Source organism: Serratia sp. (in: enterobacteria) (assembly GCF_051654945.1).
Taxonomy (GTDB): Bacteria; Pseudomonadota; Gammaproteobacteria; order Enterobacterales; family Enterobacteriaceae; genus Chania.
Map to the genome: position 1 here is coordinate 210150 of NZ_JBOFZA010000023.1, position 24130 is coordinate 234279.

Consider the following 24130-nt stretch of genomic DNA (forward strand, 5'->3'; position numbering starts at 1 on the left):
CCAAGCAGGTAAAATCGATAATGTTTTGATTTAAAATAATATTAGCTCAATTAGTCGCGATGAGACTCACCTGTCAGCCAGCGGGTTGCACCTCTGGCCACCAGGGAAAATTGCGCCGCCATATTTAACAAAAAAACTACAGTTCGTTTGGTTGGCGTTTAGTTAGTCTGCATACATTTAGCAACAAACTTGAGCTTGCAGGAGGGAGAAACGGAGTCTACCCAGCCCTCTCCCATAGGGAGAGGCAGCCAGCATGGAGCCGCTGTCAGGTACGGAAGCCAATCTGTAGCATTTGTAGGGGCGGTGCATGCCCGCTTAGCATATTCGGTGTTGAAGTCAGATACAGGACTTAACCTGTGGCACGTACAGTCCCCTCTCCCTGTGGGAGAGGGTTAGGGTGAGGGGTAAATCAGGCGGGATTATTGCGCGGACGGCTGGCATAGACATAGAACAACACCGCAACGATGCTGCACAACGCCATCGATGAAACCATCGGCCAAGCGCTTTTGCCAGGGGCCAAGGACAGTATTGCCCCAACCAGTGCGCCAATGCTGAAACGCAAAGTCCCGGCCAGCGAAGAGGCGGTACCCGCCATATGAGGGAAATCGTCCAGGATCACCGCCATCGCGTTCGACGAGATCATGGCGATGCAGCCGAGGTAGACCGCAACCCCGAGCACCAATGCCCAGAAACCCAGTCCGCTGGCGGTGACGGCCAGCAACCACACGCCCATCGTCAATTGCACAAACAGCCCAAGGCGGAACATCTTCACCGCTCCCAGGCGGCGCACGTTGCGGCTGTTAATCAGGGTCGTCAGGAACAGAAACACGATGTTCAGCGCAAAGTAATAGCCGAAATGCTGCGGTGAAACGTTATTCAGCTCGATGTAGACGAACGGCCCGGCGCTGAGGAAAGAAAACATGCCGGCAAACGAGAAGGCGCTGGCCAGCATATAGCTCAACACGCGTTTGTGGCGGAACAGCGAGCCGAAATTCCTCAGCGTGGTGCGCAGGTGGAATTTTTGCCGCCGCTCCTTGGGCAACGTTTCCTTGATAAAGAACGCCACCAGCACTGACCCCAAAAGCGCTGCCGCACCCATCGTCCAGAAAATGGCATGCCAGCTGAACCAGAGCAGCAGCACACCACCGATCATCGGCGCCAGCAACGGCGCAATGGTCATCACCAGGATCACGAACGACATCATGCGCGAGAACTCGTCCTTGGTGAACATGTCACGCATCAGGGCGTTGATCACCACGCTTGCCGCCGCTGCAGCCAGCCCATGCAGGAAGCGCAGGTTGATCAGTTGCTCCACCGATTGGGCCATTGCACAGGCACCGCCCGCGATAGCAAAAATCAGCGTGCCCCACAGGATCACCGGCTTGCGGCCAATGCTGTCGGACATCGGCCCATAGAACAACTGGCCAACAGCAAAGCCCAGCATGTAGGCACTGAGCGTCATCTGCACCCGGCCCGACTCCACGCCAAACTCCTGGGCGATTATCGGCATGCTGGGCAAGTACATGTCGATCGCCAACGGCATCAACATGGACAGCAGGCCCAGAATAAAGATCAAACCGAGGTGGGAGGTCCGGTTCTGTTGCACGTTCAACGACTCCTTGGTCGGTCGCAATAATTAATCCAGCAGGTGCGGTGCGCCTACGCTGGCAATTTCTTCTTCGGTTAACGGGCGGTATTCCCCCGGGGCCAAATCATCATCCAGCACAATGGCGCCAATGCGCTCACGGTGCAATTCGATGACCCGGTTACCCACGGCGGCAAACATGCGCTTCACCTGATGGTAACGCCCTTCGCTGATGGTGAGACGAACCAGGGTATCTTCGATTTGTTCCAGCTTCGCCGGTTTGGTCAGATCTTTTTCGTTATGCAGCTGCACCCCTTGCTCAAACTGCTGAGCGGTATCGGCGGCCAACGGATGTTCCAACGTCACCAGATAGGTTTTCTCACATTGGTGCCGCGGTGAGGTGATGCGGTGCGACCACTGGCCGTCATCGGTCATCAGTACCAGGCCGGTGGTATCGATATCCAGGCGCCCTGCCGCGTGTAGCTTGTACGCAACGGGCTCTTCCAGGAAATAGAGTACGGTCGGATGATCCGGATCGTCGGTAGAGCATACGTAGCCCTGTGGCTTGTTGAGCATGAAGTAACGTGGCCCGTTCAGCTGTGACAACACGTTGCCATCAAACCGCACTTCCTGTTCCGGAGCCAACTTGAGCGACCCGCTTTTGACCACTTCACCGTCGATGGTGACACGTTTTGCACGGAGTTCACGCGCTACCAGCGCACGGCTGATACCCAACTGCTGAGATAAAAACTTGTCCAGTCGCATTGAATCTGCTTTGCCTGTCGTTGTTATGATCGCATTGATCTGGTTGCTGAATATGACGCCCCGTTGCCGCACCTGGTGCAAAAACAGGATCGAAGAGGATTGTTCGCGTGGGAAGCCCTAAGGCTGTATCCCTTAATTGCACGTGAGCGCCGCTGGAGGTCATTTGGACGCGTAACAAGGCACGAGCCGCGCAGTTTGGTGGGCCCAAATAAGCGGGGAGAAACGCAGATACGCGTCCAAATGGCCCCAGCCCGAAGGGTCGCGCCCCAAAAGCCCGTACTCAGCGTTGTCGGGCTTGAACTTAGACCCACTAGACCCTGCACCCTCCGCCTTGATTACGGGCTTTTGGGACTGCGACGGCACCACGTTCAATTAAGGGATACAGCCTAGCATAGCGACGGAAACGATGCCATAACAGGGGTAATTTCCATGCTTCTCGCACTGCGTAGCCACAGAGGGCATAATAATAGAAATTTTTCCGCCGTCTGAGGAGCAAAATGTCACAATTTCAGTGGAATGTTACAGCCCACTTCAGCGAGCGATACTAACCCATGGCTTTTACCCTACGCCCCTATCAGGTTGAGGCCGTTGACGCCACCATCAAGCATTTCCGTCAGCATCCCGAACCGGCCCTGATCGTGCTGCCAACCGGTGCGGGCAAAAGCCTGGTGATTGCCGAACTGGCGAAGCGCGCCCGTGGCCGGGTGTTAGTGCTGGCCCACGTCAAGGAACTGGTGGCGCAAAACCACAGCAAATACTGCGCTTACGGCCTGGAGGCAGACATCTTCGCCGCCGGGCTACAGCAAAAAGAGAGCAGCGGCAAAGTGGTGTTTGGCAGCGTGCAATCGGTGGCGCGCAATCTCCCGCTGTTCGACGGCGCATTTTCACTGCTGATCGTCGACGAATGCCACCGCATCAGCGACGATGACGACAGTCAATACCAGCAGATTATTCAACATCTGCAAAAAACCAACCCGCAGCTGCGCCTGCTTGGCCTGACGGCGACCCCTTATCGGCTGGGCAAAGGCTGGATTTATCAATATCACTACCACGGCATCACCCGCGGCGACGGCAACAGCCTGTTCCGCGACTGCATTTATGAACTGCCGTTGCGCTATATGATCAAGCACGGCTTTCTGGTGCCGCCAGAACGGCTGGATATGCCGATCGTGCAGTACGATTTCAGCCGCTTGGAAGCCAGAAGCAACGGCCTGTTCAGCGAGGTCGATCTCAACCGTGAGCTGAAGCAGCAAAACCGCATTACGCCGCACATCATCAGCCAGATCGTCGAATACGCCGAGACCCGCAAAGGCGTAATGATTTTTGCCTCTACGGTGGAACACGCCCGCGAAGTTTATGGCCTGCTGCCAAGTGGAGAAGCGGCGCTGGTAAGTGCCGAAACGCCGCCAGGTGAACGTGACGCGCTGATCGAAGCTTTTAAACAACAGCAGTTGCGCTACCTGGTTAACGTGGCGGTACTGACGACCGGCTTCGATGCGCCCCATGTCGATCTGATCGCGATTTTACGGCCCACCGAGTCCGTCAGCCTGTATCAGCAGATCGTTGGGCGTGGATTACGGCTGGCACCGGGCAAGACCGACTGCCTGATCCTGGACTACGCCGGTAATCCCCACGATTTGTTCACGCCGGAAGTGGGCGTCAGCAAACCTCATTCAGACAGCCAACCGGTGCAGGTATTTTGCCCCGGCTGCGGCTTTGCCAACCTGTTTTGGGGCAAATGCACCGAGAGCGGCGACATCATCGAGCACTACGGTCGCCGCTGCCAGGGCTGGCTGGAAGATGATGAGGGGCATCGCGAACAGTGTGACTATCGCTTCCGTTTCAAATGCTGCCCGCACTGCGGCGCGGAGAATGACATTGCGGCACGTCGCTGCCATCAATGCCAGGAAGTGCTGGTCGATCCGGATGACATGCTGAAGGCGGCGCTGAAGTTGAAAGATGCGCTGGTGCTACGCTGTGGCGGCATGGAGCTGCAAAGCGGCAAAGACGATAAAGGCGAGTGGCTGAAGGCCACTTATTATGACGAAGATGGCACCAGCACCAGCGAACGTTTTCGCCTGCAAACGCCCGCGCAACGCAAGGCCTTCGAGATGCTGTTCCTGCGCCCGCACCAACGGGCGCCCGGCATCCCCTTCGGTTGGCAAAACGCGGCAGACGTGCTGGCCCAACAGGCGCTGTTGCGCCATCCAGACTTCGTCGTCGCCCGCAAACGCGGCCAGTTCTGGCAGATACGCGAAAAAGTTTTTGATTATCAGGGCCGCTTTCGCCGTGCCAATGAGCTGTATTAGGCCTGTGCGGCAGGTTTTGATTGCCCGCAGAGCGGCTTTCCGTTAAAATGCCGCCCGCTTTACCTGGGTTCGCCCAGCGTGAAAGCAGGTTATCGAGCCTGTTACTGGGTCGCCTGTAGCAGGATAAATTTTCTTTCAAGAGAAAAAACAATGTTCACTATCAACGTACAAGTACGTAAAGACCAGGGTAAGGGTGCGAGCCGCCGCCTGCGTGCAGCAAACAAATTCCCAGCTATCATCTATGGTGGCGAAGAAGCTGCGATTGCTATCGAACTAGACCATGATTCTGTCAAGAACATGGAAGTTAAACCAGAATTCTACAGCGAAGCAGTAACTCTGGTTGTCGACGGTAAAGAAACCAAAGTTAAGGTTCAGGCTGTACAGCGTCACCCGTTCAAGCCAAAACTGGCTCACATCGACTTCGTTCGCGTTTAATCGCTACGTTTTCGATTTTCGGGACGCCGAAGTGAAAAACGCCGCAATTGCGGCGTTTTTTATTGGTTGCGATTCGGCAACAGCTTACTTACCGCCCGTACGGCGTTGCAGCTGATCGCGCAGGTTCGGTGGCGTACCCCGGATCGTCAGGGTATCGGTGGCCGCATCCCAGAAAATACGCTCGCCCAACAGCATCGCATCAAAGTTCAGGCTGATGCCACCGCCGCTGCCGGCAAATTTGGTCAACTGGCGTAACGTGCCACGATCGGCCGGGAAGCTATCCTCAAGCTCGTAGCCCTGTTCGCTGGAAAACTGCAGGAAATCCTTCTCGCCCACCGGGGCAATCTCTTTCGACAGCTCCTGCAACTCGATCTCTTCCCCCGCCTGCAACTGCTCATTGCAGTAGGTATAAACCTGCTGACGAACGTTCTGGCGTTCGTGCTTGCCTAATTGGGCATCGGCACAGTAATCATCCACCGCCTGTAACAGGCCACGGTTTTGCGCTTTGGTATCCAGCCCTTCCGATGCCGCCAGGAAGTCCATAAAGAAATCGGAAACCTTGCGCCCTACCCGCCCTTTGAGGAACGTCAGGTATCGGGTCGATTCCGGGTTGGTTTCCCATTCGGTCAGATCTATGCGTGCCACAATGTCCGCGTGGTTGATATCCAGATAGTGGGTGGTACGGATATCCAACTCTTCGTTGACGCGGGTGCTGTTGCAGCTGTTCAGTACGGTAATCAGCAAGTATTCCACCGCCAGATAGCGGTAATGGGCGAACAGCACGACGCCACCATCGGCAAACGGGTATTTGGCCAGTTCGTCACGCAGACGGCCCGTAGCGGCACGGCTAAATGCGAGGAAGTCTTCATCACCCTTACGGCAGTTCCGCAACGCATCCGCCAGTTCGCTCTGCTCGTTGAACAGGCCATAAGCCTTGTTCTTGGCGCTGTATACGCGATGCAACTCTGCCATCATCTCTTCCACCGCCGCATTGGTGGTAAGAAGGGAATCGCGCAGCACCACTTCCAGCGTCTGCTCATCGCGTTTTACCAACTGGTGCAGTGCAATCTGCTCGATATCCACACTCATGATCATTCCTCCTGTTCTTTGAGCGCGTATTCAAGCACTGAAGAAGCCGAAAGACAACGGGCATGGCAATCCCTTAACGATCTTCACGCTATAAAAGAGCGGAAAATCACGCCCCTATGCGGTAAGATATGGGACTTTGTCGAGCTTTGAGCACAATCTTTATGCCACAATCATCTCGTTATAGTGACGAACACGTTGAACAACTGCTCTCTGAGCTGGTCAATGTTTTAGAAAAACACCATACTCCCACCGATCTCTCTTTGATGGTGTTGGGCAACATGGTAACCAATTTGATCAACACCAGCATCGCTCCCGCCCAGCGGAAGAGACTGGCCAGATCCTTTGCTGAAGCCCTACAGGCTTCTATCCGTGAAGATAAAGCGCATTAATAATTACTTATGGTGACAAACCGTCAGCGTTATCGTGAAAAAGTCTCCCAGATGATTGGCTGGGGGCACTGGTTCGCCTTATTTAATATTCTGCTCAGTATCGGGTTGGGCAGCCGCTACCTGTTTGTTACCGACTGGCCGTCCTCTTTGTTGGGGCGCGTCTATGCGTTAGTCAGCCTGATCGGGCAGTTCAGCTTTATTGTCTTTGCCGCCTACCTGCTGATCATCTTCCCGCTCACCTTTGTGGTGATGTCGCAGCGCCTGCTGCGATTTATTTCCGCGACGTTGGCCACCGCCGGGCTGACGTTGCTGCTGGTCGACAGCGAAGTGTTTACCCACTTCCACCTGCACCTTAATCCGGTGGTGTGGGAGCTGGTCGTCAACCCGGACCAGAGTGAGCTGGCACGCGACTGGCAGTTGGTATTTATCGCCGTGCCGGTGATATTCCTGGTCGAAATGCTGTTTGCCACCTGGAGCTGGCAGAAACTGCGCAGCCTGAACCGGCGCAATTTCGGCAAGCCGCTGGCGGTGCTGTTCATCTGTTCGTTCTTTGCTTCGCACCTGATTTATATCTGGGCAGACGCCAATTTCTATCGGCCGATCACCATGCAGCGCGCCAATCTGCCACTTTCTTACCCGATGACCGCGCGTAAGTTCCTGGAAAAACACGGCCTGCTCGATCCGCAAGAGTATGAACGCCGTCTGATGCAACAGGGCAATCCGGAAGCGGCAGCCGTGGAATACCCACTCAACAACCTGAACTACAGCGATAAAGGCAGCGGTTATAACCTGCTGATGATCGTCGTGAACGGTGTTCGTACTCAGGATATGGCGCAAGACATGCCGGGCCTGAGCCGTTTTGCCGAGGAGAACATCCGCTTCAGCGATCATTACAGCTCCGGCAATCACGCCGATACCGGTTTGTTTGGCCTGTTCTATGGTATTTCGCCTACCTATCTGGATGGGATCCTGGCTGGTCGCAAACCCGCCGCGTTGATTAGCGCGCTGAGCGATCAAGGCTATCAGTTCGGCCTGTTCTCTTCAGACGGTTTCAACGCCACGCTTTACCGCCAGGCGCTATTGACCGATTTCTCGCTACCGCCGGAACCTTTCGTGCAGAGCGACGCCGCCACCACTCATCAGTGGCAGAACTGGCTGGCCACCCAGAGCGGCAATAGCCCTTGGTTCTCCTATATCAATTTCAGCGGAGCCAAATTGCCTGAGGGCGATAATAATAAGCTCTCGCCTGAGGCGTTTACCCAACGCTATCGCAGCGGCGCTAAAGACGTCGATGCACAGATTGAGCAGGTGCTGGCCACGCTGAAAGAAAAAGGCATGCTGGATAAAACCGTGGTGGTGATCACCGCCGAGCACGGTATCGAGTTCAACGATACGGGCAAGGGCCACTGGGGTGCAGGCACCAGCTTTAACCGTAGCCAGTTGCAAGTTCCGTTGGTCATTCACTGGCCGGGCACGCCTGCGCAGACCATCAACAAGCTGACCAATCACAACGATGTGATGCGTACGCTGATGCAACGTCTGCTGCATGTGAAAACGCCAGCTAATGACTACTCACAGGGCGAAGACCTGTTTGCCGCACAGCGTAAGAACAATTGGCTCGCCACCGGTACCGGCAGCCAGTTGGTGATCACCACGCCCACCCAGACGCTGACGTTGGATGGCAACGGCAACTATCGTGCCTACGATCAAGACGATAACGAGCTTAAAGACGAGAAACCCCAGTTAGCCCTGCTGTTGCAGGTGCTGACCGATGTAAAACGCTTTATTGCCAACTAACTGCTTAAATCTGAAGCGATCGGCAAGGTAGCTGCTTGAATTTGCATCTGAAATGGGTAGTATAGGGTTCTGCGTCGGCATGTAGCGCAGCCTGGTAGCGCACCGTCATGGGGTGTCGGGGGTCGGAGGTTCGAATCCTCTCATGCCGACCAAACTTTTATAGAGAAACCAACCGCTTAGGGTTGGTTTTTTTATGTCTGGAATTTGGAAATGGTAAAACGATGGTAAAATGGTGGTAAAATTGCCGACATAAAAGCCATTTTAACGACGTTCAAAATCAAAAAAGCGTGAAGTTATCATCAAACTCATCAGCATGCTTTTCAATACCTCGTAGAACCGAGATATAGCTGAGTCCCTCACTAAGTGACACCGGTCTCTCAATCTCAAAGATAAAGGCATTATCATATGCTTTCCCCAACCAGTAACCGCCGCCACATTCCTTTGTCCGCTCGATGAGTATTACCCTGCCGGGCGGGATGTAATCCCGCGTTTCTCCGCGATACAGGATGTCATACCCAAGGTCTTTGCTACCCATACAACCCTCACACAACCACTGTTCATGCATACAGTATAAACATACCGTAATCATTGTGTGAAGATCGATTTGGATGGTGAATGATAGGATGCTGATCGATAAAGAAAGATATATGACCGGGATTTCTCCCGGCCCTGTTACTACTCCTGAGGCTCTTCAGTCGCCTCGCTTTCACCTAGTGCCGGTTCTTCGCCACCTTCCGGCTCGGTTACATCGGGCTGCTCAGGTTCAAGCATAACGTCATCTTCCTGTTCAGGCTCTGGGACATACTCCGGCTCATCACCACCAGGCATTTCGACACGCAGATCAATCCAGCGACCGGCTGGGATGTCGATCGGCTGACCTTCCTTGTATCCGACCTTAACGTTCTGGGCGAACTTCGGCGCTGAAGAGTTAACCCGGTGGAACGTCTTGATCAGCAGATCACCGGTTGCATCCACTTCGTAATCTACCCAGACCAGCGGAAGCTTATTGCGGTCTGTCGGGATTTCGATACCACCATCAACCCCGCCCCACTCTGCATCCGCATTAAAACCGAGAGTGCCAGAGATTCGATAAACCCCTTCGGAAACCCGCTCGGTGGTCACGCCCTGGCTCTGATCGTTGAGCTCACTCTCGCCGGTACCGAACAGCTTAACGATCGGGGAGGCTTTCTTGATAAAGCCGTTGGCGTCTACGGTGGTGTTTAGGGTGTGCCATACCGTAGCCCACGCCCCGGCAGTCCCGCTTTTTACTACTTGAACACGAAAGTCTACCGTCGTACCACCTTGAAGAAAGGCCATATTCCAGCGAGATACGGCGTCATAACCACCAGATATCCCAGCCCACAGCCCAGTATTAGGCGCTGTAGCTATACCGCTAGTATGCCACCATTGGTTGGTTAACTGCGCCGCAAGGTCAGTTATTGTTGGCGTATATGGATTACCAAGTCCGTAATCACCAACTTTAAGAGGGTTTGGCAAACTTCCTTCACTCCAAACTTTCTTCCATGTAGACCAGCCACCCGGATAGAAACGCCTGACATATAGCGTGTCATCATTGTTCGGAGTCCACTTCTGGCTAACCGTAGTTCCTGTGATCCCCTCTCTAGATATAGTTAAATGCCCCCCCGGTGAACCTGGCGGCTTAGTTCCTGTTGAAACCGGCAATGCATAATAAAAGCCACTTGCAAGAGTAAGTTCGTCAATATTTCCAGAGAATGGTAATGCAGAACCGCCCACGCCAAACTCACCAGCTTTCAATAATGGCGTTGTGCCGCTCTGCACCGCGCCAGGGAACCGAACAGTTCCATCATTATAAAACAAAGCACTCTGAGATTTCCCAGCCCACCGAATCTGTATTCCAACTGGATCTTGCTCGGCAATAATTGCTACTTTTTCTACATTCGCATCGGTCATAAAACGCATAGCAGGATTATTTGTAGGGCTAGATGCCTTTGAATCTACAGCACCAAGCGAGACCGAACCTTTGTTAAATGTCACCATCCCAGCAACAGTTTGGTCTGTTATAACCGTTTTGCTGAGAGCATTGGTCATTGCTGCCGCTGCGTTGGTTTCGCTCACTTTTGCCGCTGCTGCTGATGCTGCTGCGTCTGCTCGCATCTGGTCTACAGTGGCCACAATCGCCGGGTTTAGATCGGTTTCACCAGGGATCGTCAGGAAGTCGTTTAACGTCCCTGTTGCTGAGTTTACCATCACCTGAATACCGCCCACGCGCTCAGGCTGGCGACCTGCGGCAGTAATCATTACATCATACTGACCAGGTTCAACGCTCAGCGCATAGCGGCCTGTGGCGTCAGTAACAGATTGAGAACGTGCCTGGATAACCACAGTTGCAGACGTTCTGACGGCACGTAATTCGATTACTACGCCAACTCGTGCATCACCCATTGGGCCTTTTAATACACCGCTGATTACTGCCATATTTTTACTCTCCAATAAAAAAACCCGCCGAAGCGGGTGATAGTGATTGTTAGTTTTCCATAACTACTAAGAGAAACGGTTTTGACCTTTCCGGAATGCCATCACGGACATTTTACCGCTTGACCATGTTTGGCCGCTTTGCGCACCGGTAATTCCAAACTCTAAATCTAAAGTGCCATTTGGGGGAACGTTGATAACGATAGCTCCGGTAAACTTTCCATACAGTGGGTTAGCACTACCGCGCCAATAATCAACACCATTAACTTTTATAAACACAGTTCCGGAACCGGAACCCTGACTATTGAGTTCAATATTCACATACGGCACAACCACGATAGAATCATAAGGTAGTCCACCACTAAAATACCGGTGGTTGTATCCATTCACGCCCACAACGTTTATTGCATCCCACACACCAGCGGAAACGACATCGCCTAGGATTTTTTCTGCGTAGACAGTACCGGTAAAGTACCCATCCGCTCCGCGTAATTCACCACCGAAGTAACCATTGTATGCCCGTAGCTCACCAGCAAAGTAGCCGCTCCAGGCTTCAAGATGACCACGAATAGTTACGCCATTAAAAACAGCATTACCATTCTTATTAATAGACCACCCTGTTTGATTATCCCAATTATAATTATCGGATTGAATATACTCCCCGATTTTCGCATTCATAATTGAGCCATCTTTTATGAATGCAGAGTTCATGAACACCTGACCACCCTCGACCGCGAACGGACTCGATACCGCCGAGCCGGTGCCGCTGGCAGTATTCAGAATGGCGAAACGGTCAGCGACTACCAGCACCTGCGATTGCATGCCCTCCGGAGTGTTCTCGACACCAACGCCGATCCCTGCCGTGTATAGCTTGCCATCTTGCGTTTTACCCACTTTGACAGACCACATATCTTGCAGTTTGCTGGCATCCTCAACCGGCCCTAGTAAGTCCTGGCCGAGCTGCGTTTGGGTGATTTGGCCTGTGAGGTAGTCCAGAACGTCACTAGCGTCGCTGCTTGATGTGCCTTGCGTCCACGCTGTCCATGGCCCGGCATTACCCAGCCGGTCAACCAGGCGAGCTTGGAACCAGAAATTCACGCCAGCGGCGAGGCCGGTCATGGTGTGGCTGCGCTGCGGGTAGGCGTAATCGCCCAAGTGCATTTTGCCGCTACCGTTTGAGGTTCGGCTATACCAGATCTCCGTCCGCTGCGTATCTTCAGCACCAGGCGGGAAAGCCCAATTCAAAACGATGCCAAAGACCTGGCCGGTAGTCGTGAAGCTGGCAAGTGCTGGCGGCTCTCCGATTTTGCCCTTTAAGACCATTTCCGGGGCATTGGCCCACACGCTCGAAATCTCTGCCGGGTTTATTGCCCGGACACGCGCCTGGTACCGGCCAGCGTAAATGCCCTGCACTTCAAAGCCCAGTGTTGAAACACGCGGACCGGGGATCCAGTTGCCGTTATCCCTGCGCCATTCCGTTTCGTATGCAATAGCGCTCTCGGCTCTGTCCCAAGTCACATAGAGCGTGGCCACCGCCAACCCCTGGATCGTCGCAGAGTTCTCTCTGATCCGGACGTTAGCCGGTGGTGCCTGTACGCCCGGAGGAATCACACTGATCGGGCGGTCTTCGATACGTGCGCCGGTGTCGATACGTGCGTACTTGTCCGGGTCGTGCTCGATGGCCGTGATATCGAACGAAACACCGTCTTCGTTTTCCGTAATACCGGTGACACGGAATTGCTGAATAACGAGGTCGGAAGCATCGACAGCCCACGCGCATTCTGCCGCTGGCACTTCGCTGTAGTTGGTCGAGACCGTTACTACCTTGCCACTCACTGCGCTGATCGTCCGGGCCTGTGATTTTCCGCTGGGTAGGTTCACGATTAACCGCTCGCCGACTTTCGCCGAAGACACGCGATCCAGTGTGAGGTTACGGCCAGATACTGCACTGATACGTCCGCCAAGTGGCCGCCCTGCCATCGCTTCATCTGCAACCCCGATGATCCACCCCGGCAGCGGAATATTACCATCCATGCCCACAGTGAAGGATATCACCCGGTCTTTGTCGTTGGTCAGCAGCAGCCACTTGCCGCGGCGAATGGCCTCAGTCTGACGGGTACAGCCGATAGCAGTCAGATCAGCCTGTTTGACCTGGTAGCGGCGGATAAGCCCGTTATCAAAGACTGGTTCTACAGAGTCCTGATAGCCGTTTGCCGGGTCGCTCCAGCTCACCATTGCCACACTATAGTGTGTCTTCTCACTGGCACTGCTGTCCGTAAACAGCCCGTCTTTGACGTTGGCGCGGGTGTAGATGTAATCGACATCGCGGGGCATATCCGCCAGCGCATTCATGCTGTTATTGGCCCAGTAGGTCATGCCCCTGAAAATGTTGGCGAAGTCGCGCAGTACCGTCCAGGCTTCCTCCTGCGATTGAATGTAGGCATCACAGAGGAAACGCGGCTCGGTACCGCTGCCACCGCGACCATCGGGTACCAGTTGATCGCAATATTGCGCAATGGCGTACAAATCCCACTTGGTGAGCGCCAGGTTCTCAGTCTTAACGCGGCTGCCGATGCTGTAGCGGTCGTTGATAAGCAGATCGTAAAACACCCAGGCGGGGTTATTCGTCCATGCCCATTTAAAGCTGCCGTTCCAAGTGCCGGTGTAGGTGCGCTTGATCGGGTCGTATGTCGTGGGGATACGGATCACGGAGCCTTTCGGCTCGCAGGAAACCTGTGGGATATTCTGGAACTGCTTTGCGTCGAACTGGACGAAAAGCAGCGCGGTTTCTGGGTAACGGAGCTTCACGTCGATCAGCTCTGTAATCGACTCAATAACCATTTTATCGGCGATGCGGTTACTGGTGCTGTTCGGCGTGATCCTGCGCACCCTCACCTGCCAGCCAGTGCTGGCTTTGGGTAAATCTATGCGGTGACTGCGCTCGTATTTTGTCGTAGTTTTGCCATCAACCGCCGTTTTCAGCATTTCACGATATGCACCACCATCGGTCGCAACGTCGATCACGTACTCGATGCGATAACCGTTCACGTCGCCGTTCTCCTCCTGCCGCTGAAGTTGCTGCCACGAAAAGCGCACACGAACGGCGGAAAGCTGGGTATTGGTCAACGAACGCACCCAAGGGTTAGCACTAGTCAGCTCTGTCGCGATTGTGATTTCGTTTTCGACATCCGGCATGCCGGGAATGTAGTCCTGGTCGGGGGTGCCAGAACGAAACTCCCACTTCACACCGGGAAAGTTTTCCGTGCCATCAGGGCCGATGATCGGAGTGCCATCGAGAAAAATATTTTTACCATCCAAGCCACCGGCCAATTCACCCTCTGCCAACGCCAAGAGGATTTTTGCATAAGAGGTAGATTGCAGGGAGTCGGGGGATTCGACAGGCGTGTGGGCATCACCGCCGCCCCCCTTGCGGCCTTCTATCACAGACATTGATTTTCTCCAGGTGTAAAAAAACCAGCTCGAGGCTGGTCATTAAGGAATTCAGATTGGATTGTTTACTGCTGGTCTTCGGCGAAGATCCCCGCTGAGATGATGGCACCACCGATCCGCCGCTTGCCGTAGAGAATCGGCACAGGGTTGCCCTGAGCAATAGTGTTCACTGGCCCACCAAAGGCATACGATGGCTTATTATCCGGGCTTTCGCGTCGCGCCAGACCGCCCTGCATGGGGGACAACATTTGCACTACGCCGCCAAGCATCATGGCCCCGCCCATCATCGCCATATTAACACCCCACGGCTGACCGTAAACACCCGCAGCTATAGACCCAACTGCAACAAGAACGGCCCCTAGAATGGTTTGAAAAATTCCCGCTTTTTTACTGCCAATAATTATTGGTGCGATCCTGATATCATCACAGCCGGAAAACTCTAGCTCATCTTTACCAATATTATTTCTCCCAACGAAAACGGAGAATGTCAGCCCCCTTCCCTTTGCTGTCTGTAAGAATCGTTCAAATCCCGGAGTGGTTATTGAGAGCGCTTTTATAGCTTCTTTCGGTGTATCAATAACGAGGTTATGAACGCGGCCAAACATTACCCCAAGCACACCATAGAGTCTAACAACCCTACACTCATCAGATATATTTTTCATATAAACCCCATAAAAAAACCCGCGCATGGCGGGCTCAACTTATTTATTAAACTTAAAGGCTTGATGGCTTTATATCTAACTCAGCATCAGCACCTGTATAAATTCGGAAAACCTTATGCTGACCAGTTTTTACAATAGTTTCTCGCTCTTGAATCCCTTTTCCGCTGTAGCACAATCCCTTCCCATCATGCGCGGCGCCTATCATTATCTCACCTGGTTTAACATAGAAAGTGGCTTTCTCCTTCATATCAAGGTTAGCTACAAGCTTTCCATCAATATACGCACCAATCGAGCATGCCATGCCGATAGAGCCACCGTCTCTGATAATGGTAATTTGAGCGCCTTCAGCTATCGGAGATTGGAATAAAAAAACCCTATCTGCAGGTGCATATTTAGCTTCACTTAAAGGTACCGGAGATGATGCACATCCAGATAATAGAGCTGTAGCCGCAAAGGCTAAAAGTAACTTCCGCATTCTGTTATCCCTCCAGATTCATCCACAAAAACATGGTTCACAGTAACTATTTATCACAACCCGGCTTTCTTTCTAGCCTCTTCAAGATATCCCTCTGCCGAGTTATCGCATTTTGTTGCTTCAAAGTTTGGATCGAGTATTTTTGATAGCTTACTATCAATTGACTCCAACAGCTCAATTTGTTTATTCGCCCTGACGCTTGCCCTATTCAGGAAGTACCAGATAACTATAGTTATAACTGTAAAGACAAGATACCAGAGAAAAAAAGCCCCTTCCATTGTTCTACCCTCTCTATAAATAGGACGTTAATCGTAACAATTTTCTCTCAATGAAAAAAGGTTAAAAATCATTCCGTTCAGCGATACCTCAAAACAATAACCGTTCTTTCCTGCCAATAACCATCATACGGGACGTGTTTACTAAGCTGCCCATACATGTGATGGAGCATCACCCCATCACCAAGATACACCCCTGCGTGATTAGGCTCATCTGCTCGCACCTGCATAATGATTACGTCGCCGATCTGCAGGTCGCTAGTTGCCGGTTTAAACCCAGCTTCACCATAGTGCTGCATGTAGAGGTTTTCACCGCGGTTCCACCAGCCATCTGAACGGTCGAAGTTGGGGATATCGATATCGCATTCCAGCCGGTACCAATCACGCACGATCGCGTAGCAGTCCCATATGCCGTGTACAAACGGGCGGCCCAGTAGCGGTTTAACACCCTCGGTGGGAATAACTGTTCTGATATCGCCCTCCGGCCAACTTGCGATAATCCACGGCAACTGTGACAGGTCACATTGTGCCTGGTCGAGCTGGCTCGGCTGCGTGGTTGCATCCGGATGACTGTGAACGATAGCGACGATCTCCCCTGCATCCTCCGCTGCTGCGTAGTCCCCCGGATGCATGCTGAATTGCTCTGTCGGCTCCGGAGCGGTGTTTCGACAGCGAAGATACTGCTGGCTGCGGCCATGTTGCACCACCAGCCCACAACATTCTGCCGGGTGACTTTCTTCGGCATGCGCCATGATGGCGCTAATAATGTGCTTTCTCATAGCTACCTCTTCAACAATGCGGAGCCTGGGAAACCACCGAACGGCAACGGATTACCCTTACCCCAGCGCGGTTCGCAGCCGGTGGACAGCAGGCCAGAACAAGCATCTTTCGACGGGTCACTTACTGGCTTGCCGTCAGCGTCAAAATACTTTGTACCGGTGTACCCGCATGATGCCCCGCGATACTGGCCACGGATGCACCAGGTACAAAGGCTGTGAATTTGCCGGGTGGGGATCATGATGCCTTGCAGATCGGCGGGCGAAGACAGTGCAAACTGGATGCCGGTATTGCTGCCGCTGATCTTGCGATCGATATACCACACAGCAACCTTTTCCTGCGTCGGGTCAGCCTCCGGGTTACCCTCCAGAAAATTTCGGGCATCGAGGTAGTGAGCGTACGTGTCGCGGATCGTAACCTTAAACATTGCTAGGTTTTGGTATGCAAGGCACATTGAACCCACGGTGCCATCGATATTACCTACAGACAGCGTAGGACTCGGTGCTGTGCCGTCGCTCGTGACTTCCAGCCCTTCGATCTCTACCGGCCACGGCTTATATTCTCGGCCTCCGAACCAGATGGATTTTGCAGGTAGTTTGGCCGGATCATCACCGGCCTTTTCCAATTCTGCCGGGGTGAAGGGGATTGGGTGGCTGTGAAAATACAACTCAGGCCCGCTGAACTGACTACCGTCAACTTCGAACAGGCGGATTTTACTCCCAGGTTCCAGAACCTGGTGATCAGCATTTATAGACATAATTTAACCTACGGATGGAATGCGATTTCGAACGTGGCCGCGAGCTGGTACATCTGATCGCCGCGGTCATTTTTTCCCAGCGCGGTTACCTGGTATGTTTTGCATGTGAACAACCCCAATTCAAAATTTGGCGTCATCCATTTAAAGGATTTATAACCGGCATGGCGCTTGAAAAAACTTCTAATCTCAAAAGTGCGCTTCCAGTTACCGACGAAAGTCAAAGACCAGCTTTGGAGCTCAGTATTCAGCCCATCGCCAACTTGCTGTTTATAACCATCGCCAAATTGCACTTCACGTACACGAAAGGAGTGCTCGCCTGTCGGGTTTACCCTGGCGGCATAAGTGAACGTTTCCAGCGCCATTATCTGCCCCCTCTGATTGCGCTATTGATTGCCCCGCCCTGGCTCAAATCCTTATTGCGCAGTTTGACGTATTCCCTCTGAATAATTGCCGTAAACTCACGCGCAAAGCTCTCGTTCTCTCCACCGCCAGAGACCGATGTAGAGCCGTTTTCGTTAATCGTTACGTAAACATTTCCACCGGTACCACCGCCACCCCCATAACCGATAGGCTGACTGGCTGTTAGCGCCCGAACTCCCAGCGAACCACCTGCAACCGGTGAAGAAGAAACCAACCCGCCATCAGCATAACCACGCATCATGCCGTAAAGTTTATCCACGCCGATCCGTTCCGTAGCCTCTTTGGTCATCACGAATTCGCCACGGTGTACCACACCAGCGGGTTCATATTTACCGCCAACGCCTGTGTAACCGCCAAGATCATACGCTGCAAAGTTTGTACTCAGCCCCATTGCGCCAGTGCTTGCCGATCCTGCTGCGCCACTAACTCCGGATGCCGCCCCGCCGATACCACCAGCAAGCCCACCAACTACACCGGTGATCGTCTGCATAATGGAGCTGGTAACCAGCGCCTGCGCGGCCATATCGATAAGGTTTTGAACGATGGATTGAGTTAGGGAAGCGAAGAGGTTAGTCACCCCCTCCTTGAACGTTTGGGTACCTGTCAGCAGACCGGTAAGCATATTGCTTGCCCGTTCTGTGGTGGCCTGGAACATATCGACGGCCATCTTCTGCATATCACCTTGCGCAGCGTACAGTTGCAGTGATGCCTGGTAACGCTCTTGCATCGCCTCACGATCCGCCGCCACAATGAGCTGATTGGCGCGGCTTTGCGACACTACACCCGCCGTGGCATAGCTCTCGATCAGTGCATGCCGTTTAGCAAGCTGGTTTTCGAGGTTCTGGATAGGATCGACATTACCGGCCAGCTCTGCGGTACCGGAAACAGCGTAACGCTGATCGGCCTCGGCCTTCGCCTGCAAGTAGGTCGTGTTGATATCCTGCTTGCGGCGGGAGAGTTCCTCGGCGCTTTTGATTTCGCCGTCAGCAATTTGGCGCTGTAGCTGCTCGTTAGCCTTTTTCTGGGTATCCGCAGCCGCTCGGTAGGGATCGGAGGCTATAGCCGCGTTGTGGTCTTCCCACCGTTGCTTTGCCTCTGCTAACGTCTTGTTCAAACGTTCCAGCCCTGCCCGCTGTTCGTTAGTCCACTTTGTACCGGCTTCCAATGACGCAGAAAACAGCGATGCCGCCGCATCACCTTCTTTTAATCGGACACCTTCAATCTGAATTTCCTTGTTCAGGTTGGCGATTTTTTGCTGGTAATCCGCCGCCACACTCGCAGATTGTTTACCTGCGGATGCGGCGTCTTGCTCGGCTTTTTGCTGAGCTTTCGTCGCAGCAGTGAGGGCTTCGGTTTTCCGCTCGGCATCAACCTTGCCCGCAACATAAGCCTCATAGTGACCAGGAGGAAGCTTTAGATCATCAGCCTCATAAACTGCCTGCTGTTCGGCCTTTGCAATCCCCTTCAATCCGGCCAGCACCTGATCTCGCTGTACCTTGAGCATTGCCTTTTGTTGCTTATCGTCCAGTTTCGGCAATTGCATACCTGAAAATGCCGCAGGAGCTGCTGACGTAGCCAGGCCCGTTACCCTGTTAAGCTGTGCGTACATTTCCGCAAGGCCGCCAACAGCTCCCGCCAGCGATGCGGTCTTATTTATCGACTCATTGAGCGCCTGAGTACGGAGGGCTTCGGTATTACGTAATGTTTCCGTTTGCTGCTCGAGTGCGAAATTTTTCTGGCTTAACTGCCCCTGCGTCTCAATCATTGCCTGCTGAATGTCTTCAAGTGACATCAGCGTATTTATCCGGCTCATCCACGGGCTTTCTTTAGCATCTGCCTCCATTTTTTTCAGTGCAGACAGGCTGTCTTTCAGCTTACGAACTTCCTCTTCCGTCTTAGCTATTTCTGTCCTTTGGGCCGTTATGGACTTCCCAGCGTCTACAGCTGTTGATTGCAGCCCGGCGATCGACATATCAGACATCTGTTTGCGGACTTGCTCAACAGTATTCCCGTATGCCAGCGCTGTTTTCCTGGCTTGCTCATTTTTTTGATGCGTGTAGTACCAGGCCGCACCTATCCCCAACACAATTCCAGGGATCCCGCCGACGGCACTTAATAAACCACTACCCAGGCGAGTCCCCAGTGATGTAACCGCATTCAGACTACCCTGGGCGGTAGTTCTTGCTGCCACGCTTGCGGACACCTGACGTTGAGCTATAGCTAATTGTCGCTCGGCAACTATTTGCGCCTCAATCCCTACCGCCGCAGCCCTGGCTTGTTGAGCACGGTAAAGCGTGGCTCGAGCTGCTGCTGTCGCTGTTTTTGCTCCTTCAACCTGAGCCGCCGCAACAGCTACCTCCGTGCGATATGCTGCCAACATTCTTCCCGTAGCGGTTTGCACACCCAAGGCCAAATTGCCGAAGTAACGCACCGCGCCGATCCCGACGAGCACACCTAAACCAGTGGCCACATTATCGATATTACCCGCAAGCCCATCCATAACACCGGCAAGGGTGGTTGTAATCCCTGCCGCCTGGTTCTGCCCGCCAATCCACTCCATAAATGCGTTATTGATACGGGTTGATGCCGCGCTAACGCTGTTTGGCATCGTGTCGAACTCTTTACGCAACTGCCCGAGCTGGCTGATCAGTGCAGGCACGATCTTCGGCGTGGTCAGTTCGCCAGCATCAGCCAAGCCTTTCAGGTCTTTTTGAGCCACACCCAGACCATCAGCTAACGCTTTCATGATCCGCTGGCCAGACTGCGCAACAGAGTTAAAATCCTGCCCACGCAGAACGCCACGCCCCAGAGCCTGCGATAGTTGGGTGATTAGTGATGCCGTTTCGTCTGCTGACGCACCGGACACTTGCAGGCCGGTGGCCAGTGCATCGGTAAGTGACAGGATATCTTTGGTTGTGTACCCGTATTCACGCAGCGAACTTGATGCCCGCGAAAACAGAGCGGCGTTAGATTCGAACGTTGAGCCAGTGTATTGACTGATTTGCATCAGTCCGGCCTGAGCGGCGCCGAAATCCTCCGCGGAGGTGGTGGCCAGCTTTACCCGCGCGCTGAGCGAGTTCCACTTATCAGCCATAGCGATCAGGTTTCCGGTAGCGAACGCCCCGGCAAACGCGCCGGCCATCGCCAATGCGCTGCTGCGCACGGTCGCCAATTGCCCATTCAGATCAGTAAGAGCTCGCTGACTCTGACGAGTGGCATTCTCTGCCTGGCGATTGCCCTGCACCATTGTGCGGTGATAGTCGGCTCCCATGCGTGAGGCACGGGCGATCTCAGTCTGGAAGGAACTGGAGTTTGCCGAAATTTTAATGATTAGCTCACGCAGAGATGCCATATTTCACCCATAAAAAACCCGCCGCAGCGGGTGTTAACTAACCAGATTTTCCAGAAATGCCTCAAGCCCAGCGGTATCCTCTTCTTCCTCGTCTTCCTGCGCGTTCCAGCGAATCAACATATCCCCGATGGACAATGGATCTTTGGTTCGCTGGACATTGAAAACGGCGGCTGCGATTTGCGCGGCGTGATAATCATTACGGTCATCGCCGATCGGGCTTATCCGGTCAAAGGCCATCCACATACGCAATTCACTGATGCCGATAGATTGCCGAAGTTCGCCCAGGGTTTTACCCAGGCGTAGAGCCAGTTGCATCAAGAAGAAGGTTTCTGGCTCTCTGACTTTTTTTCAGCGTCTTCCTGGGAAGTTTGCAGGGCAAGCGCCTGCTTGAGTAGACGGGAATGCACCGGCCCGTAAAAACCCACAACCTCATCCAGCTCTTCGCGGGTAAATACCGGCTGCTGATCTTCATCGAGCAGAACATCAATAAACATTACAGCGTCAGCGCGAATGTTACGTTGCGTCTGCTCCGTGATTGAAAGCTCGACCGCCTTTGCGCCCTCTTTTGGCTCTTCAGGCTCCACAATCTCGCGCCACTGGCCCCAGCCTGCTGGTGAGGGTTCACGCAGGATCACCTTCGCCCCATTCCACTCGGCGACTTCAACCAGCTTGGTGCGAAAACCCGCCATCGGTGCCGACGCCAGTGCTTTAAGGTTCAATTTCTTTGCTGCCATTGGTAAGTGCTCCTATTAGGCTGTGACGGTCACGACACACGTTGCGGTTTTAGCGCCGTCCGTGGTTTTGACGGTGATCGTTGAGGTGCCTGGGGTGAGGCCGGTGATAACGCCCTTGTTTGTCACCATGACGGTGCCAGGTGCCGAGGATGTCCAGGTCACGCCACGGTTAGTTGCCGAGGCTGGGGCTATCGTCGGGGTAAGGGTGAGACTGGCTCCAGCGGCTACGGTGGCCGTGGATTTGTCCAGGGTGACGCCGGTCACTGGAATGTTTACAGCGTAAATCCGTACGGGTTTACCGATAATGCGCAGCGTATATGAGGCAGATACGATGCCGGATGTGGCCGCACTCCAGCTGTTTTGACGCACCTCGGCAAGATATGAAAAACCGTTGCCGGAAGGGAATACGATACGAATAGCGCGGCGACTGTCGTCTTCATAGGCATCCATCAGAGAATCCTGGGCGGCATCGTAACCACTCCAGTTTTTACCAATGGTCATTTCAGACGGGGCTTTCAGGCCGTTTGTCATCTCCTGTTCTTCTGAGCACAGCGTTGTAACTTCGATATCAGCCTTTTGGCCGCCTGTGTAGCTGAGTTCCTTTGTGCTGCACGATGCGGCAAGCCAGGTAACACCAACGGGATTGGCTTCGCTGACTTCACCAGCGGTGACGCTGATCACCGTGCCTTGTGTTTTTTCATACTTACTTGTCATGAGTTTTCTCCGGACATAAAAAACCCGCCGTAGCGGGTCAGGGTCAAAGGTATGGGTTATTGCCACACTCGAAACTCAAGCGAGGCGCGGAAAAGGCCGGTGTAGGGGTCGTGGCCGCTAAATAGATGGACTTCGGCAGGTGACAGTACGGTTACCGCCTCTTCGGCCTGCTGACGTAGAGCTTTCGCCTCGTCAATGCTGCTGGCGTACACATCGATCTGCACCATGTAGGCAGTTTCAGCAGTACCGCAGAACACATCACCCCGATTTTCATCGGGAATGGTGTAGACGATCCACGGTGGCTTTACTGCTGGCTGCCCCTCCGGCGTAAGTTTGACGACATAGGGATAAGCCTGCCCGCCCACCAGCGGTTTTAACAACGGGTTAAGATCGGCTTCGGTCATTTGGACAGCACCTTATCGATCGCCTCGTTGGCCTTGGCAAAAGCCGCCTCTGCCGCCGCCCCCTCTTTGGCATCGTAAGCGGGTCGGATAAACGGCACTGGGGCCATCTTCACCGTTCCCAGTTCCACAAAGCGCCAGTAGAAAGCATTTTTCGGATTGCTGGCTTTCATCGAGTTATCGCTGTTGCCCGTTCGTGGGTTGCGGCCCCGTATATGCACCCCAGCAACCGCACCACCATCTTTTGCCCGCATGTTCACTGCAACGATATTGCGCGCCAGCTTGCCGGTTTTCTTCGGCGCCCGCGCTCGAACCTCATCACGGAGCACGTTTGCCCCCGCACGCGTAGCCTGGCGCAATACATTGCGGTTCTCGGCCTTGCTCAACAGCTCCAAATCCTTCGAAATGTCGAGCAGGCCGGAAAAATCAAGGTTGCCGCTGATCATGGTTTCACCCCACTTTTACAGAGAATTTCCAGTCGCCTGCCTTTGGTGTCAGGGATCGGCGGGCCGGTTATTTCCAGCATTGAGCCGCGAAAAGGGCCGGTAAGGCATAAAAGCCGCGATGCCGCGGTGATATCGGTGCGATAGCGCATCCAGACACGGATAGTGGCTTCCGCCTTTTCAGCACCGGAGGCCACCAGCTCCCTTCCGCTGATCCCCATCACTTCAGCCCGCACGGTTTTGCCATCCTGCCACTCTTCGATCTCCTGGCCAGAAGGCAGCTCCACGGTTACGAAATTTTGGATGGTTACCTGGTGGCGTAGTCGGCCTGCTTGCATAGCGCCCCCTTACAGTCCGTAGATCCGGTATGGTTGCAAGAGAGCCGTAACAGCAAAAGGTAAGGTACTTACAGACTGGCCGACAACACTGGCCTCCCTGTTTTCATACCAATTACCGATCAGCAGCAGCATGGCCACCTTCACATCGTCACTCAGCAACAGGTGATCTTCATCATCTGCATAACCAGGTTCTGACTCGGCGGCGTACAACGTGCGGCGGGTGTACATCTCAACCTGCTTTTTTGCCGCGCCGATATAGATATTCAGCGTCGCATCATCCGCGCTGAAATCTGGCTCCAGGCGGCAATGCTCTTTTACCACTACCAGATCAATCATGATTCACCTTATTTTTTAGCCTTTTTGCTAGTTTCAGGCTCTGGCTGCTCTGGCTGCTCTGGCTGCTCTGGCTGCTCTGGCTGCTCTGGCTGCTCTGGCTGCTCTGGCTGCTCTGGCTGCTCTGGCTGCTCTGGCTGCTCTGGCTGCTCTGGCTGCTCTGGCTGCTCTGGCTG

At 53.7% G+C, this 24130-nt stretch carries 24 protein-coding genes, 1 tRNA gene and 1 pseudogene; 5 read left to right on the forward strand and 21 right to left on the reverse strand.

Annotated elements, in window-relative coordinates:
* Positions 1-409: 409 nt before the first annotated feature.
* Complete coding sequence (locus tag ACRDCA_RS01365; RefSeq protein WP_438687974.1) at positions 410-1606, reverse strand: Bcr/CflA family multidrug efflux MFS transporter; 1197 nt, start codon at positions 1604-1606, stop codon at positions 410-412.
* Positions 1607-1636: 30 nt separating this feature from the next.
* A complete protein-coding gene (gene rsuA, locus ACRDCA_RS01370; protein WP_438687975.1) occupies positions 1637-2350 on the reverse strand; it encodes a 16S rRNA pseudouridine(516) synthase RsuA in 714 nt (237 codons plus the stop codon).
* 551 nt (positions 2351-2901) lie between these two features.
* Between rsuA and ACRDCA_RS01375 the strand changes: the two genes are divergently transcribed.
* A complete protein-coding gene (locus tag ACRDCA_RS01375; protein ID WP_438687976.1) occupies positions 2902-4659 on the forward strand; it encodes a DEAD/DEAH box helicase in 1758 nt (585 codons plus the stop codon).
* Positions 4660-4809: 150 nt separating this feature from the next.
* Positions 4810-5094 (forward strand): 50S ribosomal protein L25, encoded by a 285-nt coding sequence (rplY, locus tag ACRDCA_RS01380; protein WP_025120596.1) that lies wholly within the window; start codon positions 4810-4812, stop codon positions 5092-5094.
* Between the two features lie 84 nt (positions 5095-5178).
* Here the strand turns inward: rplY and yejK are convergent, their stop codons facing one another.
* Complete coding sequence (gene yejK, locus ACRDCA_RS01385; RefSeq protein WP_438687977.1) at positions 5179-6183, reverse strand: nucleoid-associated protein YejK; 1005 nt, start codon at positions 6181-6183, stop codon at positions 5179-5181.
* Positions 6184-6344: 161 nt separating this feature from the next.
* Here yejK and ACRDCA_RS01390 point away from each other — a divergent pair, with 161 nt between their 5' ends.
* The 3 genes from ACRDCA_RS01390 to ACRDCA_RS01400 all read left to right on the forward strand — a co-directional run bounded on the left by ACRDCA_RS01390 (position 6345) and on the right by ACRDCA_RS01400 (position 8521).
* The gene (locus ACRDCA_RS01390; RefSeq protein ID WP_438687978.1) at positions 6345-6572 is read left to right on the forward strand and encodes a YejL family protein; all 228 of its coding nucleotides are present in this window, start codon (positions 6345-6347) and stop codon (positions 6570-6572) included.
* Between the two features lie 9 nt (positions 6573-6581).
* Entirely contained in the window at positions 6582-8369 is a 1788-nt protein-coding gene (gene yejM, locus ACRDCA_RS01395; protein WP_438687979.1) for an LPS biosynthesis-modulating metalloenzyme YejM, read from the forward strand.
* 75 nt (positions 8370-8444) lie between these two features.
* A tRNA-Pro gene (locus ACRDCA_RS01400) sits at positions 8445-8521 on the forward strand.
* 125 nt (positions 8522-8646) lie between these two features.
* Here the strand turns inward: ACRDCA_RS01400 and ACRDCA_RS01405 are convergent.
* From ACRDCA_RS01405 to ACRDCA_RS01490, 18 genes and pseudogenes are all read right to left on the reverse strand, one after another.
* The gene (locus ACRDCA_RS01405) at positions 8647-8904 is read right to left on the reverse strand and encodes a hypothetical protein (protein ID WP_438687980.1); all 258 of its coding nucleotides are present in this window, start codon (positions 8902-8904) and stop codon (positions 8647-8649) included.
* A 140-nt stretch (positions 8905-9044) separates the two neighbouring features.
* The gene (locus ACRDCA_RS01410) at positions 9045-10841 is read right to left on the reverse strand and encodes a prophage tail fiber N-terminal domain-containing protein (protein WP_438687981.1); all 1797 of its coding nucleotides are present in this window, start codon (positions 10839-10841) and stop codon (positions 9045-9047) included.
* 51 nt (positions 10842-10892) lie between these two features.
* Positions 10893-14273, reverse strand: a complete 3381-nt coding sequence (locus tag ACRDCA_RS01415; protein ID WP_438687982.1) for a host specificity protein J — start codon at positions 14271-14273, stop codon at positions 10893-10895.
* Between the two features lie 65 nt (positions 14274-14338).
* Positions 14339-14935: a tail assembly protein gene (locus ACRDCA_RS01420; RefSeq protein WP_438687983.1), complete on the reverse strand. Its 597-nt coding sequence runs from the start codon at positions 14933-14935 to the stop codon at positions 14339-14341.
* A 52-nt stretch (positions 14936-14987) separates the two neighbouring features.
* Positions 14988-15410 (reverse strand): hypothetical protein, encoded by a 423-nt coding sequence (locus ACRDCA_RS01425; RefSeq protein ID WP_438687984.1) that lies wholly within the window; start codon positions 15408-15410, stop codon positions 14988-14990.
* Positions 15411-15463: 53 nt separating this feature from the next.
* Positions 15464-15688 carry a YebO family protein gene (locus ACRDCA_RS01430; RefSeq protein ID WP_438687985.1) on the reverse strand — a complete coding sequence of 75 codons (225 nt, stop codon included), beginning with the start codon at positions 15686-15688 and terminating at the stop codon, positions 15464-15466.
* 77 nt (positions 15689-15765) lie between these two features.
* Positions 15766-16464 (reverse strand): C40 family peptidase, encoded by a 699-nt coding sequence (locus ACRDCA_RS01435; protein WP_438687986.1) that lies wholly within the window; start codon positions 16462-16464, stop codon positions 15766-15768.
* A 2-nt stretch (positions 16465-16466) separates the two neighbouring features.
* Positions 16467-17219, reverse strand: a complete 753-nt coding sequence (locus ACRDCA_RS01440) for a phage minor tail protein L (protein WP_438687987.1) — start codon at positions 17217-17219, stop codon at positions 16467-16469.
* 8 nt (positions 17220-17227) lie between these two features.
* A complete protein-coding gene (locus tag ACRDCA_RS01445) occupies positions 17228-17581 on the reverse strand; it encodes a phage tail protein (protein WP_438687988.1) in 354 nt (117 codons plus the stop codon).
* On the reverse strand, positions 17581-20991 hold the full coding sequence (locus ACRDCA_RS01450) for a tape measure protein (RefSeq protein ID WP_438687989.1): 3411 nt from the start codon (positions 20989-20991) through the stop codon (positions 17581-17583). The genes ACRDCA_RS01445 and ACRDCA_RS01450 overlap by 1 nt, the downstream gene beginning before the upstream one ends.
* Positions 20992-21024: 33 nt before the next feature.
* Positions 21025-21306, reverse strand: a complete 282-nt coding sequence (locus ACRDCA_RS01455) for a phage tail assembly protein T (protein ID WP_438688002.1) — start codon at positions 21304-21306, stop codon at positions 21025-21027.
* Entirely contained in the window at positions 21306-21725 is a 420-nt protein-coding gene (locus ACRDCA_RS01460; protein WP_438687990.1) for a phage tail assembly chaperone, read from the reverse strand. Before ACRDCA_RS01460 ends, ACRDCA_RS01455 begins: the two co-directional genes overlap by 1 nt.
* 15 nt (positions 21726-21740) lie before the next feature.
* Positions 21741-21989, reverse strand: coding sequence for an Ig-like domain-containing protein (locus ACRDCA_RS01465; protein ID WP_438688003.1), 249 nt, complete (start codon positions 21987-21989; stop codon positions 21741-21743).
* Between the two features lie 3 nt (positions 21990-21992).
* Positions 21993-22439 (reverse strand): annotated as a pseudogene (locus ACRDCA_RS01470) (phage tail tube protein); the annotation flags it as partial.
* Between the two features lie 56 nt (positions 22440-22495).
* Complete coding sequence (gene gp17 / locus ACRDCA_RS01475) at positions 22496-22843, reverse strand: tail completion protein gp17 (RefSeq protein WP_438687991.1); 348 nt, start codon at positions 22841-22843, stop codon at positions 22496-22498.
* Positions 22840-23286, reverse strand: a complete 447-nt coding sequence (locus ACRDCA_RS01480) for an HK97-gp10 family putative phage morphogenesis protein (protein ID WP_438687992.1) — start codon at positions 23284-23286, stop codon at positions 22840-22842. Before ACRDCA_RS01480 ends, gp17 begins: the two co-directional genes overlap by 4 nt.
* A complete protein-coding gene (locus tag ACRDCA_RS01485) occupies positions 23283-23621 on the reverse strand; it encodes a phage head closure protein (protein ID WP_438687993.1) in 339 nt (112 codons plus the stop codon). Before ACRDCA_RS01485 ends, ACRDCA_RS01480 begins: the two co-directional genes overlap by 4 nt.
* Before the next feature lie 9 nt (positions 23622-23630).
* Positions 23631-23957, reverse strand: coding sequence for a head-tail connector protein (locus ACRDCA_RS01490; protein ID WP_438687994.1), 327 nt, complete (start codon positions 23955-23957; stop codon positions 23631-23633).
* Positions 23958-24130 lie beyond the last annotated feature (173 nt).